Below are 18,959 nucleotides of genomic sequence, written 5' to 3' on the forward strand. Positions count from 1 at the left end.
GAAAGAGCCATGCCTCCTCCTCCTCATTTTTGTGTCTGTAGCAAGTTCTATCTTCACCTCAAGCCAGTGTAGAAACAGCTCATCAGCAAACTCCCTTGCACGATCCAGCTGATATTCTCAGATGCTTCTCTCTATAGCTTTTGACTAATTGATCATGCGCTGGTAGCGTTTGACTGCCACCATATCTTTGAGGCTAAACCTGAAGCCCATATCGGCGAGGATGCGGACGCACAAGACGATGCAGACCCTGTGGCGACTGCTTCAGCAGTCCTATTGCATACTCTCGGGTATATCCTGTGACCGCCACCAAGGTGTCAAGCAAGGCCCCTTTCTCCTGAAAGGAAGCCTCTCGATAACAGGGAGCGATCCGCTCAACAACTTCACGACGAGCGGGATAGCTTAAAGATGGAACAGGAAGCACCATCAAAAAATCCTCCTTATGGGCGCATGTTTCTTAGGGCTGGAAAGGGAGGGAAAACGAGTTCTCCAGGCATCGTCTGTAGACCATAGAGCACACCAAAGGGTTCTAGAAGCAAAAGTATTCCTGAAGAATATGGGAGCATTTTTCCTTCGTCACCACCTGTACTTCTTCTCATCAACGGTCTTTCAGGAAACAATCCTTCGTTGGAGGTTGCTGATGAGGCAGTCCGTTGCCTCATAAATAATCTTACCCATTCATGCAAGAGACAGGTGCACAACGATCATCATCAGATTCATCTCAAAGCCCGTGAGGGCTTCTTTCCCAACAAGAAAAGAGATGAAGAATATGGAGAGGAGCCAGCTGTCAAGGCCGGATTACTGGCGGCTCATGAAACTTTTTGGTGAAGCATTTTTGTGCGGAGCAGAGAGAAGCTCGCACGTCCATACATGAGCCTTTTGTGTGTTTTGATTTTGTTGATAGTTCCCTCAACTGGACCTTGACTCCACGAATAGGTTAATCCTGCTCGCACTGCGTCATAATCTCGGTCAATCCCATTGACAAAACTGACGAGTTCTTGAATCTTGCTTTCACGGACTTCTTTCATCCACCCGTTCAGCAGATCAGGCTTCAGCTCACGTACCATACGAAGAAATGATTGAAGGAAACAATAGAGTTGGCCTACTTCTTGAGAGCTCTCGAAGAGCTTTGTCAGACCGTGTTTTTCTTCAGCAGTGAGATTGTCTTCTCTTTTGGCAAGGAGCCAGCGTAACTCCCTTGCCGAAAGCATGGCTGGCATTTTTTTCGTGTAAATGGATTGAGGAGGGTATTTCATGCCCGAAAGTCCTCGACGCAAGCGCGTCACCACCTCTTTGAGAATAGAGATCCCCCCTTGATATCCTTTTTCCTGCAATTCTTCGAAAAGCTGCTGTGCTGTGGGAGTTTCTTCATTCCATCGTTGACAGAGATACTCATAGTAAGGATCAATCAGGCTGGGTTTTCGTGTGCGGGGAGCAATACGTACAGGACCTTCGATGTGAAGATACTTCCGAACCGTTCCGCGAGCCAGCCCGAGCTCAGCGGCAATATCATGTCCACTTCTTCCCTGTGTGTGCATTTCTCGTACCCTTTCGACAATCTCTTGTTTTCTCTCGAAGGTCGCTTGAGAACGACGTTCTTGTCTCCTTTGCTCATAGGTCGGTTTTTCCTTTTTCTCTGAGGTTGGCACTGGCGCAGATGGTGCTGGAATGGAGAGTGATTGTCGTTTGAGGTAGCTTTCAACGGCATCTCCAAGATTTTTACAGAGATGCCATCGATCCGCACATTGGATCGCTTGAGGCGCTCCTTGAGCGGCTCCATCGGAATATGCCCCACCGCGATCCCGACTGACGATTTCGACTTCGGGATGGGACGCCAACCATGTTTTCACACTTTCTGCTTCCCGGTCAGGAAGCATATCGATGATCTCGTGTGAATCTAAATCGATCAGGACGGTGCCATATCGGACACCGCGCTTCCAGGCGAAATCATCGATCCCGACCCGTATGATCTTACCGACAGATGGCAAGGGAAGGAGGTGCAAAGAAAAGAGGACGGTCATTCTAGAGACGTGTACCCCCATTTGTGCTCCTAAACGAGCTCCACCATTCGCATTGAAGGCGATCCCGATCGCCTGGACAAGTGTCCGTAGCCGAGTCGTCAACCGAGACGAAGGCTCAATCAATTCAGGGATGCGTTCGGTAAAAACTTTGCGTTGACAGGAAGGGTTGCGGCAAAAGAATTTTTTCACGGATAAACTGATCTTCACCACACGTCCAGTGCAAGGCAATTCCATCGGATGTCTCCGGTAATAGCTATGGATCGCTTGGGAAGATTGAGCGCAACCTGGGCAGAGACACCCGATGCGCTTTGAGATGATGTGTACCTTTAGGTTGTTTTCTTCCTCGTGGATGGAAATAATTTCCAAACCATCGGGTAATGGGAACAATGGAGTTGTTGGCATTCCTTTGCGACGTCTCCTCACACGTTATGATAGAGAAGTGTAGCAGATTTTCGTCATATCGCCAGGCATTCACCAAAAAGTTTCATGAGCCAGTATACACCCGGCGCTAATACAGCGTTCTTCTACTAAGATTTTTCGTGAGGCAATGCGCACAAACATAGGATAAATTAATAAACATCAATTGTCAAACTCCAGAGTCTAATATGATTGAATATTTTATTACTTTATTACAATTTCAATAAGTGAATACATATTGGTTATGACTCAAATGCTTACTACTATATAACATTCAATAACTATATTATTTCTTAGAAAATGGATGCAGCCACTTGACACGCTCGTCAACTTTCGGTATCCTTCGAGAAAGAAACCTATGTTGGAGCAGATACGATGAGAACACAATCGGTTGATACCTCCCCAGAATTCGAGCGGATACAGATTGCTCGCATCCGTGCATTTTCCGCTGCCAAAAAGTTCAGATCGGTCTGCAGTTGGACACAATCCATGACATACGCCAACCTTGAGACAACCCATGGATCTTCCCTCCAGGATCGTATGGTGGCATTTGTTGCTCGCGAATATGGGAATCACCTTGCACACATCTTTGCCAATGCGATTGAAACGCAACAAACCTGGAACCTCCAGGCACCTGACATTCAGGAGGCGGTCCGCCCGCTCATCGAGATCGCAGAACAGCTCGAAGTTCCGACCCTCATGATGGGCTCTGTGGCAAACTCAATCTACGGCTTGCCCAGATCCGTCCAGGATGTCGACCTCCTAGCCGATTTCAACGGAGACCACCTTGCTTTTCTCTTTGAGCACCTGACACACGATTATATTTTCGATCCAGACACAATCACCCTGGCTCTCCTCCAGCATACATCTTTCAGTATGCTGCATCTCTCGCGGCTCATCAAAATTGATGTCTTCCTAACCTCTACAGCGCTTGACAAAGCGGTCTTAGCACATCGACAACCCCATGTACTTATCGAAGGAAGAGCCCCGTTTTTTATCGCATCTCCTGAAGACATGACACTGCTCAATCTCTTAAACTATCAAAAACAGGGAAACACCGCCGATGATCAATGGAACGATATTTTGGGCCTCCTCAAGGTGCAAGCACCAACCATAGATGTCACCTATCTGAGTCAACAAGCAGCAATTCTCGGCATTGCAACCCCTTTATCACAGGCGCTTCTCGATGCTGGCATTCATGGTAACACATCAGCCGGATAGCCTCATACAACATCATGGGCACTGCAACTCGATAGAATGTCTTGCGGAACGATTCCGCTTCACAGGAAGGAAACACGAATGTCCTCGGCTTCACCTATGAATACTCCAGAGATTATTCAAGCAATTAGCCCTCTCATCGATACCTTTGATCGCTTCAACATTCCCTATTTTATTGGCGGATCAGTAGCGAGTTCAATTCACGGAAGACGGCGAGCGACCCAGGATGTTGATATCGTGGCGGCCATTCAACGTCACCATGTCCAAGCGCTCGTGAAAGTGCTTGAAAATGACTATTATATCGATGGTGCAATGATCCGAGGAGCCATTTTGAATCAATCGTCATTCAACATGCTCCACAACGATACGGGCGTCAAAGTTGATGTGTTCGTGTTGAAGTCAAGCGATTTTGCACGTCACGAACTCGGGCGTGCGCGGGAGGAGGTCATTGAACAGGGGAGCCGTTCTTTCTATGTTGCCTCGCCAGAAGATGTCATTCTCACGAAACTTAATTGGTGGAAAATGGGAGGGGGAATATCTACACGACAATGGAATGATATTGTTGAAGTCATCAAGCGCACAGGAGATGCTCTCGATACAGTATATTTGAGGCAATTCGCACCTCATCTTGGTGTCACAGATATTCTAGAGCAAGTACTCATTGATGCTGGGAGATAAACAAAGAGAGGAACCTCATGGGAACCGAGCCACTGCGCTACTCCATGAATATCCAATGGAGCGAAGAGGATCAGACATACATTGCCACAATTCCAGAACTTCCAGGATGCAAAACCCATGGGACAACGTACGTCGAAGCTGTCAAACAAGGGCAGGATGCGATAGAAAGTTGGATTGAGGCAAACAAAGCATGGGGGCGTCCGATCCCTGCGCCAAGAGTTACCATGACCGCATAAAATATATACCACATGCGATCAATAGGAGAGGCTGTAGAAGGAATGCTCTCAAGGTTTCTTCGCTTTTTGTTCGCTCTTGCCATCACTCATGCTCAGATACCGTTTGACAGCAACACTTTCTTCCTGGCCTAACCGCTCTCGCAACGTGAACGGATCGCCACCTGCCTGCAGATAGTGCACCGCAAACGTATCGCGTAACAGGACAGGACCAACCTCTTTTCTCATGTTCCCTGCTCGTTTCCTGAGTCGCCCAAACAACAACGCAATACTATTGCTGGTAAGCAGGTGCCCTGCCTCAGAAAGAAACAGAGGCTCCTCTCCCACTCGTCTTCGCTTCACATCTTGTCCATTCTTCAGGCGATAATGATCCAGATACACGCATAGATGATGGAGTCCCTCATGCCCCAAGAGGACCCATCACCGCGTAGAACCCTTTCCTCGTACCCTGAGCCTACCTTGTTCACGATCTACATCTGAAAGGCGCATCCCGCAGACTTCTGCAGTACGCATTCCGGTCTCAGCAAGGATCCAGAGCACGGCTTGATTACGCGCCGCCACCTGATCTGCTCCTGTTGCCTTCTTCCCTGCAGGCTGACAGACCAGCAACAAGCGTTCCCATTCCTCCGGTTCTACGAGGTGAAGAAGCCCAGGTTCCTCTTGGGGCACGTTCAGATGAACAAAAGGCGTCTGCTTCAGATATCGTTGCCGCACCAACCACTGGCAGATTCAGGCCATCTGTTTATTGATGCAAGAGAAACGAGAGTGGGCTGGAACAGCCAAACAGTTCAAGGAACACAGAAAAACAGAAATTGTTACAGGCAACTATCTCGACAAGATGGGAAAAAGCAAGGGCGCTATTGTGCCAGAATACAAAGAGCGATAGAAAAACTGTAGAGGAAAATTCTTTTGAGGCAATGCAATACAGGTTATCCGGTATACTACATTGTCTATTCTCTTCCTTAAGAAGGTACTAGCAAAGTAATGTGGCGTTGAATTTCGACAGGCGGTTTGTTGGCGGTAGGATTCTTATATAAATCAAATTGAAACAGACATCTGTCCGCTCGGGTAAGCGAGGCCGTGAATTCAAAAGAAAACCCCGAGTCCAGGGAGGATTGGCGCCGGATTTTATATCCGGCTACTTTCGGCCTGCAATTCAAACGCTCGGCTTCTCCCTTGGTGAGGATGACCGCCTCCAGTGTTTCAGTAGCGTGATCCAGGTTGAGCGAGAATTGTTCGCTGAGCGTATGATATAAAGAGGCATTTTCAAAGTTGTAGCGTTCAATGCCTTTGCAAAGCCAATAGGGAATGTACGTCTGTTCCCAGAGGATCGGTTCGCCATTGGCGCAACGTAGGCGGTCAAGATAAAAAGTCGCGCGCTGACCCTGCGGGAGTTGAAGGGCTTGCACCACATGATCGGGAGGGCTCTGTATCACCTCAGCATGTAGTACAATCGAGGATGGTATCGCCCCAAGGCTGATCATATCGTTGGTGAAATCGTAGAGATAATTGATATTGCGCCGCATTTTCTGACTGGCGATAAACGATCCTTTGCCTCGAAAGCGGATGAGCAACCCTTCCTCGACCAGGCAGTTCATCGATTGTCTGACTGTGGTCCGGCTCACCTTCAGGACGTCAGCGATGCTGTTTTCAGGAAGCATTTGATCGCCGGGTTTCAACACGCCAGCCTGGATCTGTACACGGATGTAGGCTGTAAGCTGAACGTACAACGGGGTAGTGACATCGCTCGAAAAATGGAATGTTTGTTTGAAATATTCAAGATCCATGGTATTCGTCCACCTCATTTTTCTCCCATCTCGCCAAAAACGAAAGGAGTTGGCTTGTTGTCGGGCTGGCAGCATAGCGAACATAATAGCCGGACGTTGCGCAGCCCAGGAATAAAGATTGAGAAATTGGAAATCCTTGCAAGACTCCGTAGAGGAAGCCTGCGTTAAAGTTATCTCCGGCACCGGTCGTGATGACGGGGTGTGAGCAGTAGAGGCCTCGGACTTCCTCGAAGGTATTGTCATGAAGACACACCGCCCTGTCAACCCGGTGAACAATCACGTAGTCGATATTCAGGTGCTCCTCCAGGTATCGAGTAAGGGTCTCAAGGTGCACTGATTGGTAGTCGGGCACGATAAAGCCGAGTGTTTCGGCAAGTTCACACGCCTCTTTTAAATTTGTGCTGAGGATGATGCTGAAAGCCTGTCGGGAAAAGGATTGAATGAGGGCAAGAGCTTCTAGCAGATCTTCACGAGTGCGTTTTTCGGGGTCAGCCAGGTCGAAGAAAACGACTTTTCCCTGGCAGGTGAGGTGAGGCACAATCAGATCGAGAAACCGCTTCCAGATGGTATTCATCGCCAGGATCATTGACCAGTTGGAGAAGGCAATCAGATCACTTGACTGGCAGAGCGCCGTCAGTTCCTCCAAAGAAAGACTGCTTTGGATATTCTCCCAGGTGATCGCATCAAGGGATGACAGCTTGGAAGTGATAATCTTACCGTCTTCAAACTCAATGGCATCCGTATGCGCTGGCTGGGCCAGGCAAATCAGCCTTTGGCAGCGATGCAGAGGCGCCAGAACTGGATCAAGGGTTGGATAACCGATACTGCCCATGTAGGTGACTCCGACTCCGTACTGCAAGAGCGCGTTCGCCAGCAGCGGGCCGTTGCCTCCCAATTTGGTGGTGAGGCTCACCAGTTCAATGTTGGTGCTCATAGCACTTGCCCGGCTAATACGGGTGGCATAAGCCTGAATGGTCTTTATGCGCTCATAAGAAGAGGGCGAGAAGCGTTTATCCACGACATAGGTGATCTCGTCGATAAAGCCGTCCAATCCAATGAAGGCGCTCCGGGAGAGAGAGGGGGCGCTAAGTCTTCTTTGTAAGTCAGCTATCATAGTTACCTCCAATCACAATGTGCGTTATGCTCATCTGGGATCTTCTTCCTGGTATGAACTTCTTGATGTTCCGACATCCCTCCGCCTGTCTCCTTGATTCTCCCAGGAGAGTATTGTATAGTAAGTATACAATGTATCATACATTTCATACAAGTGTCCCTCGTTTGGGCCACCCAGGAGAAAAAGAACATGAAACCAACAAAAAAAGCCTGCGATATGTCGCTCGCAGAACTCGCAGCGTACATAGACCAGTCTGTTCTCAAGCCTGAGTTCACCCAGGCAGACATTCGGAAATATATCCAGGAGGGGATCGATTTTGGCTGTGCCACCGTCTGTGTCAATCCGGCTTCTCTGGATATCGCAGCCGAGCTGACCTCCGGAACACAGACTGGCATTTGTGTGGTGTGCGACTTCCCCTTCGGACTGTCCACGACCGAGTCGAAAATAAAACAAGTCGAAGCATACGTCAAGCGCGGCGATATCGCTGAATTGGACATTGTTGCGAATTATGGTTGGATCCGCAGTGGCATGTACGAAGAGGTGGGACGTGAGCTCCAGGCTGTCTGCCAGGTCTGCCATACGCACGGCGTTGTGATCAAGGTCATTTTCGAGACGGATGCGTTGACCCTGACGGAAGTAAGAAACGTTTCCGAAGTGGCAATTCAGGCAGGCGCTGACTTTCTGAAAACCTCCACCGGGTTCTACACAGGAGGAAAAAGCGATGGAGCCACTCGTGAGGTTCTCGCTGCGATGATAGAGGTCGCGAACGGACGTTGTAAAATCAAGGGATCGGGAGGAATTCGTGACCAGAAGTATTTCTTTGAGTTGATCGATATGGGTATCGACCGCATGGGTATCGGCTACCGTAGCACTCCTGTGGTGCTGGGAATCTCTCCCGAAGAGGCAAAGCAGAAGGAGGTTTATTAAACACGATGGTCCATTGATGATTCTTTCTGTAATAGTTTGTCGCTCGCACTGAGATTATCTGACATTTCAATTTTTGATAGGAATGATTCATGAGGGGTTGAAAAAACGCAATGACTTTTCTTGATGAAATACAGCAACAGCCAAATGCGCTACAAACCGTGACTGACGCCTACTTTGGGAGCAGACAGAGGCAAAAAGAGGTCGCGCACATCCTGCGAAGCACTTCGGCACAACGCTTTATTTTTACGGGCATGGGAAGCTCTCTCTTTGCCTCTCACATAGCGGTTCACTATCTTCAGCTGCACGGTATTGCGGCATGGGTCATCGAGGCAAATGAGCTGAGGCACTTTTATCAACCCCTTCTGGACAAAGAAACTATCCTGGTTGCGGTTTCCCAGTCTGGTGAGAGTGAAGAAGTTGTGCAGTTGTGTGCTGAAGTTCAGCAGCGCGTGGCGGCCCTTATTGTTCTCAGCAATCAACCAGGGAGTCGCTTAGCCCGTTTTGGCAATACGCAGTTGTGGCTTGAGGCTGGTGAGGAGAAGATGACGGCCTCCAAAACATATACCAATACCATTGCTGTCCTGCTCTTTCTAGCATCAATCATTCTGCACGATGAGCAGGACGTCTTTGCCAACCTGCATGTACAATTGACGCGTAGCGTTGAGGTGATGCGCCAGACGATCACTGAATTCGCCTCGTTGCGTGAAAGGCTTGTGCAGGAATTAGATCCACGACCATTTCTGCCTGTCATCGGTTCAGGAGCCTCCTATGCAACAACCTTGCAGGCTGAATGCATCATTGAGGAGACGTGCAAGTCTTTCTCTGCTCACTACACAACTGGTCAGTACATCCATGGACCAATCGAACTGATTGATGAGCGATTTGCCGCCATTGTTCTCGATTTCAATACACAAACCAGGGATGAAGTTGATCGTCTCATGAAGAGCATTGGAGCATTTGGAGGTAAGGTACTCTGGATCACGAATCGGAGACCCGATCCGCAATCAAAGAGCATCCCATTGCATATCTCCTACCCTGATGATGAGATCACTTCGCCGTTGATAGAAATCATTCCCATTGAATTGCTCGTCGATGCACTTGGCCGCGCCAGAAATCTGCAACCAGGTGTCTTGACCAGAGTCGTTAAGTGAATTGCACCAGATATTTATCTTCGCCTGAAAAGAGGTATGCACGTGGGTTTTATTCGCTTTCATACGCAAGGATATCTCCAGGATACAGAAGGCAATCCATTGTATGTCGTCGGCATTAACTACGTTGCCAGCCATGTCTGTACAAATTTCTGGGCGGATTGGCGACCTGAAGCTGTGGAACGCGATCTCAAACGTATCGCTGAGTTGGGGTTGAATGCTATCCGTATTCCGCTCTTCTGGGGATTTAATGAGCCAGAACAGGGCGTTTATAATGAGCTGGTCCTGACGCGTTTCCAGCAATTGATCGATTGGGCCAAAAAGTATCAGATCTATGTTATGCCCTGGTTTCTGGTCGGTGTGGCCACCGGGGACTATGACGTGCCATTTCGCAACGGCCGGCCATTTTTTCGTGGAGAGATGGTAGACGTCGCCGAGCGCCATGTGCAATGGTTCATCTCCCACTTTGCCAGTGAGGAACAGATTTTATTCTGGGATATCTGCGACGAGCCAGAGTTCTATTCGCGCCATCCAGGCGCCGATCCCTTACCATACGACCGACGTACTATGGAGCTCTGGGTAAAGCGGATATATGACGCCATCAAGGCGGTAGATCCTCACCATCTGGTAACACTAGGATTTGGACACATCGCTAGCGAACACTTTGGCATGCATATCCGCGATATGGCAGCTATTCTTGATGCGATGGTGGTCACCTGCTACCCAAATGGTCTGGCTCTTGAAGCGTATGACGAAGTGCGCAATAACTATTTCATTTCCTATAATGTGCTTTTTAACCAGCTGGGAAAGCCAGTCATGACCTGCGAAGCTCCGGGTGCCTCCTCGGTTCTTTTCAGCGATGTGGTTATCGCTCGCTACTATCGCGTAGCCCTCTACAGTAATCTGCTCAATGGAAGTGTGGGGGTATTGCCCTGGGTCTTCAACGATTTTTCAGAGCAGATCTGGCATCAGACCCCGCTCAATGAGAAAACATTTGAGCCTTCCTTCGGCATCATAGCCGCTGACGGCTCGCTCAAGCCAGCGGGAAAAGAGCTTGCGGACTTTGCACGTTTTGTCAGAGAGCACCACATTACCGATTATCAGTGGCCCGCAGCCGATACCGCCATCCTGGTTCCTTCAGGCTACTATGAGCAGATCACGACAGCGTTTAAACGGATCTATACCAGCTTTGTGCTCCTCAAGGGCACGGGGGTCACCATGCGCTTCCTGTGGGATGATCAATCCCTACAGACAGTCAGGCTCCTGCTGGTTCCATCCTCAGCTCGTTTGACGACCAGTGCCTGGAACGCCCTGCGTGTATTTGTTGAGCAAGGAGGGACACTGGTCTTTCTCTATGATCAACGGACCGCGCTCAATACCTATTTTAATCAACTCTTTGGGGTTGAAGTGCATGCGTCTGAAAGGGATCATGGCTACGGTTCTATTCAGGCCGCAACGTCATGGCAGGACTACAGTCAAGGGGAAACAGTAGCTCTTGCGAGTACGCGAACAGAGTTCTTGCGAGTCAATGCCGTTTCCGCCACCACCCTCTTTACGTTTGAGGATGGGCATCCAGCTGTTCTGAGCAACCACTATGGCGCAGGAACAGCTTTTCTGGTCACGGCGCCCGTGCTCGATGGTCTGCTGGATCTGCCGGCCGCTGACTTCAGCCAGACACCTGAGTATCGGCTTCTGGCTAGTCTGGTCGAGACAACAGCGGTCAACCGTGTGGTGAGAAGCCATCATCCAGCCGTTGAGGTGGGGGTGATGCAGCACCAGCAGACCGGCGAACGTCTCCTCTTCTGTATCAACCACCATAGCGCTCCTATCGCAACCAGGATCGATGTACTGCTCGATCAGCCAGATCAGCCGCTACCGCACCTTATTGATTGTCGCACCCAGGAACCCGTGCCGCTAGCACATACAGCGGCAGCACATCCATCTTTTCACGTTTCTTTAGATCCGGGTGGGGTAAGCATACTACAATGGAAGAGATAACGACGCCGCAAGCACTTACCAATCTGATACGCACCTTGTCGGCAGCTGGTGCAGAAGTGTCCTCGAAGAAGGTCATTGTCGGTTTTGATGGTTTTGTGGATGAGATCATACGCCCCATTCGCAGCAGAGAAGCTTCTGGTCCAACCTACTTCTCAACCATCACGCAATTTTCGTCCTTCACTGCTGATGCCGCCGGGAAAAGTGCGGATATAGAGATAGAAGCCCAGGAGGTCCGTTTTGGCGGCAACGCGCCACTGATGGCAAACGGACTTGCTCGGTTGGGCATGGAATGTGTCTGTATTGGCACCCTGGGATATCCATCCATCAATCCAGCTTTTGAGCAGATGGCTCCTGGCTGCTGCCGCATCAGTTTTGCCGATCCGGGAACGTGCCATGCCTTTGAATTTCACGATGGAAAATTGATGTTTGCCAGACTCGATAGTCTGGCACAGGACCTCTGGCAGCAACTTTGCGTACGAGTTGATCCAGCCCGTCTGCGTGAGGAGTATCAGGAAGCCGACCTGATCGCTTTTGCCGATTGGAGCAACCTGACGCAAGCCACAACACTGTGGCGCAACGTTAAAGTGCATTATCTGGATACGCTGCCAGAGGACAGAAAAAAACAGCTGCGCGTGTTTTTCGATCTGGCCGATCCGTCCAGGCGCTCCACCGATGATCTGGCTGCTCTGGCTCACCTGCTGAACGAATTTGCGCAGACATATGATAGTACCCTGGGTCTCAATGAGCATGAGGCCAGAACGCTCTACGCGGCCTGGGGGCTGAAAACGCATCCTCAACATGGGGGGGAAACTCTTGTGGACATTGGCCGCTCACTACGTCAGCACTGCCAGGTCACGCGTCTTGTCATTCATCCCATTGATCAGAGTCTCGTTATCACCGAGGGTAGCATTCTACACAAAACAGGAAAAAAGATTGCCGAACCATGTATTTCAACCGGCGGTGGAGATCACTACAATGCCGGTTTCTGCTACGGGCTGCTGGCTGGATATCCTCTTGAAGAATGTCTCGTCCTGGCCATGGCAGTCTCAGCATGTTACGTCTCATCGGGACGCACGCCCGATCGCTCGGAGGTGCTCACATTTCTCCATGAATGGTTGCAGCAGGAGCGGCAGCGCGGCCAGACCAGTTCTAACAACCACTATTGATACAGTCACGAAAGCAAACATCTAACCCCTGGTCAGAACAAGAGAGGGAATATGATCATTCACAGTTTTCCAGCAGAGTTTCCCCGGGCAGATGAGATCAGCGTCTCGGCTGATGGACAGCACCTCGATGTGCTAAGAACAGGCGTGGCGTACTTTGTCTCACTGGTATTTACGGGCGAGGTGGAGCTTGAAATACAGGCGAGCAAGAGCATAGGCTCGCTGGTTATCAGCCCGCAGCGGCTGGGCATCCGCGCCGAGGTAACCGGCACAAGCGCACGTCTGCGCGTACAGAGCGATCACCTGCTACACATCGCCATCGAGGGGGTCTCGCTGCCACTGTTTGTCTATGCGCATCCGGAACACAGCTATGATGGGAAGGCGGCCCACTATTTCGCAGGCGGCCAGGTGCACGAGGTCGGCGAGATCGTCTTGCGCGATCACGAATCGATCTATATCGAGGCTGGTGCTGTGGTCAGAGGTGGCATTCGCGCCACCGATGCCTCACACATCAAAATTTATGGACCCGGGGTGCTGGACGCCAGCTATTTCAAAGACCGTCCCGGGTACCGCTCAATCCTGCTCTATCGCTGCAGTGACGTCGAGATTCAGGATATTACCATGGTGGAACCACCCGGCTGGATGATCATGCTCGCTGCCTGCCACGATGTCCATATCGATCGCATCAAACAGATCGGAGAGGTTTCCAGCTCAGATGGCATCGATATCGTAGGCTCCCATGATGTGCTGATCGAGCGCTGTATGCTGAGAAACAATGACGATTGTATCGTCATCAAAGGCTTTCGCTGGACCGACCGCACGAGCGGAACGACCTATGAGGCGGCCCAGGATGTCTACAATGTGCTGGCACGCTCATGCACCCTCATGACCGGCCGCGTGGGCAACGCGCTAGAGATCGGGCACGAATTGACTATTTCTGAGGTTAGAGACATCGTGTTCAGGGACCTGGACATCGTCTCGGTACACGGGCACGGCGAACCATTTGGCATCCACGTTGGTGACCGCGCCCTAGTCCACCGTGTGCTCTTTGAGGATATCCGGGTCGAACACTATTATGATAAGCTGATTAACTTCCGTATCATACACTCAAGGTATAACACCGATGAGGAACGTGGACACATCCGGGATATTACGCTGAGGAATATCTCGGTGATGGTCTCGATCTATAATCCTGGCTACTCAATATCCGTTATTGGTGGCTACGATGCCGACCACCAGGTACAGGACGTAACCATTGAGAACTTCTTCCTGGGAGACAGGAAGGTGACGGACAGCAACCAGTTAGATCTCTTTACCAAAGAGGCGGGAGGTATCGAGTTTCGCTAGCTTACGCATAACGATCGATGATACCAAAGCAGGGATGGGGCCGTCGCTCATTTGAGTGACGGCCCCATCCCTGCTGAAAAGGGCCACGGGAACTATTGTGTTCCCTTAACTAACCGGTAACGACAAGTTGTGGTTTATTGGTTGCGTTGTCTCTAGAGTAGAAACCAACCCAGCTGGTTGAATTGCTGCTAACCCCGATAGAAACGATGCCATCGGCCGCTTTCTGCGCCTGGACAAAGCTTGTCACATCAAGATCGACATAGCCTACCGTGGCTGAGGTCGCCGTCGAAATGCTGGCGCCGACCGCCGGGAGCGTGGTGCTTGCCTCCGTCCAGCTATCATCAGTTACCTGTGAGGCTGTCAGAATGGTCGAACCCTGGTTCAGATCGGTACGGTAGAGACGCAAAGTGGCCTTGCTGACACTGCTGACCGTGGACAGGTCGAACTTGAGATAGATCGTCTGCCACTGGCTGGCGTTGAGCGTGGTGCTATCGCCGGCGTTCTGCGCCCAGTTGTCGCGGTCGGCGCTCGGGGTGAGCGTCGCGTTGCCACCGGTACCCTGCAAAGTGCCGCTTCCAAACAGGCCTGGATTAAACCAGTCATCATCACTGGTCGCATTCCAGAACAGCTTATTTTTGACACCCGCGCCCCCCTGCCAGTTCTGCCAGGTATCGAGATCGAGGCCAATCGTCGCATTGGCGGATGGGGTCAGGCCCAGCCTGGCCCAGGGGATCTGGATCTCCACCTGATAGCCGGATGAGGTGGTCTTATTACTGAATGTCACGCCCGCCGTATTGGTCCCCTGCGTTCCTCCCTGGTACTGCAATATCGTGTTGGAATCGGTAGAGAAGATATATTGCGTATCCGTCGAGTCGTAGCTGCTGCCTCCATTATGCTGGGGATCCAGGTAGAGCTCGACCGCATCGGCATGCGATGAGAGGGTCGCATCATTTACCTTGACGAGGAAGTACAGGTTGTTGCTGTCCCAGGCGGACTGGTAACTGGAAGAGAAGCCGGTCGGAGCGCCGACCGTATGGGCGATCGGATAGCTAGGAGCGGTACTCCAGACGGCATCGGTACTATTGCCATCAATGGTGGGCGCGGTCGTGGCACGGGTAATTGTAGCCCCGGCAGGAGTTGGCGTCGGGGTTGGTGTAGGAGTGCTGCCGTTCGCGTCCCCATAGACAAAGCTGTTGCCGCTAAAGCCAACATAGACGCGACCGGCGATGCTCATATCGCCATTGACGGTATGCACCTGGTCATAGATCCCCATCGGGTTCGCTGAAAGTAGATCCCAGGTTGCGCCCTGGTCTACCGAGCGCCAGATGCCCCACTGGTTGTTGACTTTCCCGTTGATAAAGACGACTGGATAGGAACCGATGGCTTTACCAAATCCAAACGAGCGTGCCTCCTGTACTCCGGCAACCTTCGTCCAGGCGTCGCCCTTGTTAGTCGTATAGTAGAGGCCCCCCTGAGCAACGCTGGCCCAGACATGACCGGCCTTACCGGGGACTGCACGGATCTGACCAAAGACGTGGGCGTCATTGCCACCACTGGGCGGCGCGATCCCAGGAGCCTGCTCCCAGGTCTGCCCATTATTACTGGAGCGGAAAAACTCGCCATTATTGTCGGTGCTATAGATATAGTAGGTGCCGCCGCTCACCTTGTCGGCGTCAAGCGCCTTTTTCGAGCCCCACCACAGCTGCTGATGCAGGCCGCCGACAGTGCTGAAGAAGGGGATCTGCGTCCAGGTCGCACCCCGATCGGTGGTCACATAGGGCGCCTTGCCCCAGGTTGGCAGCCAGACGATATTGCTGGTATTGGTAGCGGAGACCGCGATATTGCCTCCAAAGAGATCAGAATAGTTTCGGCTTCCGCTAAACTGGGTCCAGGTCTGCCCTCCATCAGTAGAGTAACCGCTCATATCGGGATTCAGGAAACGATGGTCCGACGAGACGGCCGCCACAAAACTGGGGGTGCCACCACTATAGTCTAGACTCCAGCCAGAAGAGAATTGATTGGTCAGAATGGGGCGGGTCGGATAGGCATCGGGATTGGCGTGATAATAACCGTTGCGGTCCCAGACGCCAGTAATCGGCTTGCCGCCGGGAGGTGCGATTACATCGTTGGCCACCATCTCTTCAATGCCCTTGCTGATAAAGGTCCAGGTAATGGTAGAGCCAGTGTTGTTATCCGAGCGCCAGACACCGGTGCCCTGCGGGAACCATAGGCGATCCTGTACCAGTGGATCGAAGACGATCTGGGCACTGGTCATGTAGTTGCTCTCATCGGTATTGGTGATCCAGGGAATATCTGGTGAGGAGACCGCGATGTTTAAGGCGGTCCAGCTGGCCCCTGCATTCGTCGTGCGCCAGATATGTCCATTGCTGACCCCACCCCCGGCCACAATCACACGCTGCGCGTTGAAAGGGTCAACTGCTACCTGCATATAGCTATCCCCACTGGGGGAGATCGTACTCCATGTGCCGGAACCTGGAGCATATTTCTGCAGGCTGCCCGCACCCGTGGTCGAGAGGATGCTGAGATAGAGCGTGCCATCGCTGGCGATATCGACCGAATAGGGGATCTGATCAGTGGTCAGAATGCGGTACCAGCTGCTCCCGCCATTGTCCGAGCGATAAACACCATTGCCCGCTACCCCGGCATAGATGCGGTTGGTCTTGCCACCGCTCACTCCACCGCTAGGATCAAAGCGAACGAATGAAACCCCCTCGGTTGTTCCGCTGCTATTGGTTCCCAGGGGAATCTGCGAGGTCGAGACCTGACTCCAGTGGCTGGCAGCATCAGTACTGACCCAGAGTCCCTCCTTACGAGATGCAAAATAGACGACATTATCGTTATTGGGGTCAACAGCGATGCGTGCACTGCCCGTGCGATAATCACCATTGCCCGCCATCGACCAACGCTGTCCACTATCCGTCCACGAAGCACCACGATTGGTGCTCTTGAGGATGCGGCCAGTCGCATTGCCTATATCGTCGCCCACGGCAACATAGACCACCTGGCTGTTCGTTTTGCTGACGGCGATACTTTCTACATTGTAGTCGCCTGCAGCCGGATTGGGGACTGCCGGAGTAACGATCAGCTGCGTCCAGGTCTGGGTGCTCTCATTCCAGCGATACGCACCACCAACATCTGTCCGAGCATAGACCACTCCTGCTGCGGTTGGATGAATAGCCAGCCCGGTGACAAAGCCGCCACCACCAATCTTGAGAGGCTTCCAGCTATAGCTGCCGGAGAGGTCCGCCGCGTAGGCAGGACGTGCTTGAGAAGAGAATAAGAAAGCGGATGTGGTAAAAAGGATGACGCCTACAATGCCAATACTGAACAGTCTTCGCCAACGTTGTGCTCGTTCCATGCGCATATCAGGATTTCCTTCCTCAAACTGTACATCATGTTGTACGGGGAACGATAAAAGTGACCTTCATTGATCACCTATTGACAAATATTGTGCGCTAGCACAAGTATAGGATAGAACACATAATTTTGTCAAGAGATACAAACAAAAGTGGTACCCATCGCAGGTTTATAAAGAGAGCAGCATCGAAAAACGAAGAGGCAAATCTACGTTATTGCCTTTCTTGATGTGCTCTTTTACAAAAACGCAGCGCACCCATCACGTCCACGAGGCTTGACAAAAACAGTCCGACTCATTTATGCTTGCGCTAGATCACATAAAAAGTGGTTCGCAGAAAAAAAGTGTGGCAGGGTTTTTATTATGTGATAGTAAGGATAGACAATGGTTGAGAAGCAAAAAAATATGGCCAGCACAAAATCTGAAGAGCTTTATAAACGTGTGCGGGAGATGGCGTATGAGAAGGGACCCGATGCCCAGCTACCAACTATGCGCGCCCTATGTGAGGAGCTCAAGACGACGCGCGTCACACTGGGCGAGGTTTTGCAGCGCCTGGAGGCTGAGCAGGTTATCTATAGTAAAAGTCGTCAGGGCATCTTTGTATCACCGCGCATCCATACGCGCTCGATTCATATCTTCTTCGATCTGCGTCTCTTACTATCAACCACCATCTCACCATTTTGGAGCATGCTGCTCATCTATCTTGAGCAAGAGATGCAGCTACGTAATGCCACCAGCAACGAGATGTATCGACTACATATAGCGCGACCAGAATTAAACGACGAGAATACACTGCCCTCTGAAGCGCCCAAACTCCTGCAGCTACGACAGGCAGACGCCTTTGTATCCATCGGTTTTCACTCAAAGGGATGGCTACTCGAATGGCCTGTCCCGTGCGTCACCTTCGCGGGCAACGGCCAATGGATTGTGCAGCTTGATGGCCTGGAATATGGTCGCCTGGCTGCTGACCAGTTGATTCGGCAGGGATGCAAGCGCATCGGCATCTGGAGCCGTGGCATCCTGCCGGTGACCTCCCTGGCATCCCCGACAGAACCGGTACAAGGCCCTTACCTTCCACTGGAGCATCTAGATGATTTTGTAGGCTTTCGTGATGAGCTCAAGCGGCAAGAAATACCTATCCATCCTGAGTTGATGCGGCTGCCACCGGTCTTGCTATCTCGTCCTGCGTTGACCTACCAGGAACAGGGCTACTTGCTGGCCAGCGAGGTCTTTGGTTCCCCTCACCAGTTGAGGCCGGATGGCCTTTTTATTACCGATGATCTGCTGGCCGATGGGGCACTGGCAGCCTTTGATGACTTTGGCATCGAGGTAAAGAAGGATGTCAAGATCGTCACCCATACCAATGTTGGCTCACCTATCCTGTTTCACCGTTCAAGGCACATGACCATCTTTGAATTTGATCCTGAACACATCGTCCGGGAAATGTTTACCGTCCTCGATACGCTGTTAGCAGGGCAGCAGCCGTCTCAACAGGTGCGGTGGATCAAGCCCAGACTACGTCTTCAAGCATAATA

14 protein-coding genes and 1 pseudogene are annotated in these 18,959 nt (G+C 51.3%); 9 read left to right on the forward strand and 6 right to left on the reverse strand.

The window, feature by feature from the left end:
* Positions 1-193: 193 nt before the first annotated feature.
* A complete protein-coding gene (locus tag EL633_RS02855) occupies positions 194-424 on the reverse strand; it encodes a hypothetical protein (protein WP_126625748.1) in 231 nt (76 codons plus the stop codon).
* Positions 425-806: 382 nt separating this feature from the next.
* Positions 807-2,420, reverse strand: coding sequence for an ISL3 family transposase (locus EL633_RS02860; RefSeq protein WP_126625749.1), 1,614 nt, complete (start codon positions 2,418-2,420; stop codon positions 807-809).
* 390 nt (positions 2,421-2,810) lie between these two features.
* On the opposite strand from EL633_RS02860, the gene EL633_RS02865 reads away from it, so the two are divergent.
* From EL633_RS02865 to EL633_RS02875, 3 genes are all read left to right on the forward strand, one after another.
* Complete coding sequence (locus tag EL633_RS02865) at positions 2,811-3,656, forward strand: hypothetical protein (protein ID WP_126625750.1); 846 nt, start codon at positions 2,811-2,813, stop codon at positions 3,654-3,656.
* 78 nt (positions 3,657-3,734) lie between these two features.
* Complete coding sequence (locus EL633_RS02870; RefSeq protein ID WP_126625751.1) at positions 3,735-4,331, forward strand: hypothetical protein; 597 nt, start codon at positions 3,735-3,737, stop codon at positions 4,329-4,331.
* 17 nt (positions 4,332-4,348) lie between these two features.
* Positions 4,349-4,567, forward strand: a complete 219-nt coding sequence (locus tag EL633_RS02875; RefSeq protein ID WP_126625752.1) for a type II toxin-antitoxin system HicB family antitoxin — start codon at positions 4,349-4,351, stop codon at positions 4,565-4,567.
* 48 nt (positions 4,568-4,615) lie between these two features.
* Here EL633_RS02875 and EL633_RS37410 read toward each other — a convergent pair.
* From EL633_RS37410 to EL633_RS02895, 3 genes and pseudogenes are all read right to left on the reverse strand, one after another.
* Positions 4,616-5,278 (reverse strand): annotated as a pseudogene (locus EL633_RS37410) (tyrosine-type recombinase/integrase).
* Positions 5,279-5,526: 248 nt separating this feature from the next.
* Positions 5,527-6,351 carry a GntR family transcriptional regulator gene (locus tag EL633_RS02890; protein WP_126625754.1) on the reverse strand — a complete coding sequence of 275 codons (825 nt, stop codon included), beginning with the start codon at positions 6,349-6,351 and terminating at the stop codon, positions 5,527-5,529.
* On the reverse strand, positions 6,341-7,465 hold the full coding sequence (locus EL633_RS02895; protein WP_126625755.1) for a carbohydrate kinase family protein: 1,125 nt from the start codon (positions 7,463-7,465) through the stop codon (positions 6,341-6,343). The genes EL633_RS02890 and EL633_RS02895 overlap by 11 nt, the downstream gene beginning before the upstream one ends.
* Positions 7,466-7,654: 189 nt before the next feature.
* Here EL633_RS02895 and deoC point away from each other — a divergent pair, with 189 nt between their 5' ends.
* From deoC to EL633_RS02920, 5 genes are all read left to right on the forward strand, one after another.
* Positions 7,655-8,392 carry a deoxyribose-phosphate aldolase gene (deoC, locus tag EL633_RS02900; protein ID WP_126625756.1) on the forward strand — a complete coding sequence of 246 codons (738 nt, stop codon included), beginning with the start codon at positions 7,655-7,657 and terminating at the stop codon, positions 8,390-8,392.
* 110 nt (positions 8,393-8,502) lie between these two features.
* Positions 8,503-9,543, forward strand: a complete 1,041-nt coding sequence (locus EL633_RS02905; protein ID WP_126625757.1) for an SIS domain-containing protein — start codon at positions 8,503-8,505, stop codon at positions 9,541-9,543.
* Positions 9,544-9,585: 42 nt separating this feature from the next.
* The gene (locus EL633_RS02910) at positions 9,586-11,538 is read left to right on the forward strand and encodes a cellulase family glycosylhydrolase (protein WP_161981891.1); all 1,953 of its coding nucleotides are present in this window, start codon (positions 9,586-9,588) and stop codon (positions 11,536-11,538) included.
* Positions 11,526-12,704, forward strand: coding sequence for a carbohydrate kinase family protein (locus EL633_RS02915; protein ID WP_126625759.1), 1,179 nt, complete (start codon positions 11,526-11,528; stop codon positions 12,702-12,704). Before EL633_RS02910 ends, EL633_RS02915 begins: the two co-directional genes overlap by 13 nt.
* A gap of 51 nt (positions 12,705-12,755) precedes the next feature.
* Complete coding sequence (locus EL633_RS02920) at positions 12,756-14,048, forward strand: glycosyl hydrolase family 28 protein (RefSeq protein ID WP_126625760.1); 1,293 nt, start codon at positions 12,756-12,758, stop codon at positions 14,046-14,048.
* A gap of 109 nt (positions 14,049-14,157) precedes the next feature.
* Here EL633_RS02920 and EL633_RS02925 read toward each other — a convergent pair whose 3' ends face one another.
* Positions 14,158-17,433, reverse strand: coding sequence for a sugar-binding protein (locus EL633_RS02925; protein ID WP_126625761.1), 3,276 nt, complete (start codon positions 17,431-17,433; stop codon positions 14,158-14,160).
* A gap of 375 nt (positions 17,434-17,808) precedes the next feature.
* Here EL633_RS02925 and EL633_RS36450 point away from each other — a divergent pair, with 375 nt between their 5' ends.
* Positions 17,809-18,957 (forward strand): substrate-binding domain-containing protein, encoded by a 1,149-nt coding sequence (locus tag EL633_RS36450; RefSeq protein ID WP_161981892.1) that lies wholly within the window; start codon positions 17,809-17,811, stop codon positions 18,955-18,957.
* The last annotated feature ends 2 nt before the right edge of the window (positions 18,958-18,959 follow it).

This window comes from Dictyobacter alpinus (assembly GCF_003967575.1).
GTDB classification, from domain to species: Bacteria; Chloroflexota; Ktedonobacteria; order Ktedonobacterales; family Ktedonobacteraceae; genus Dictyobacter; species Dictyobacter alpinus.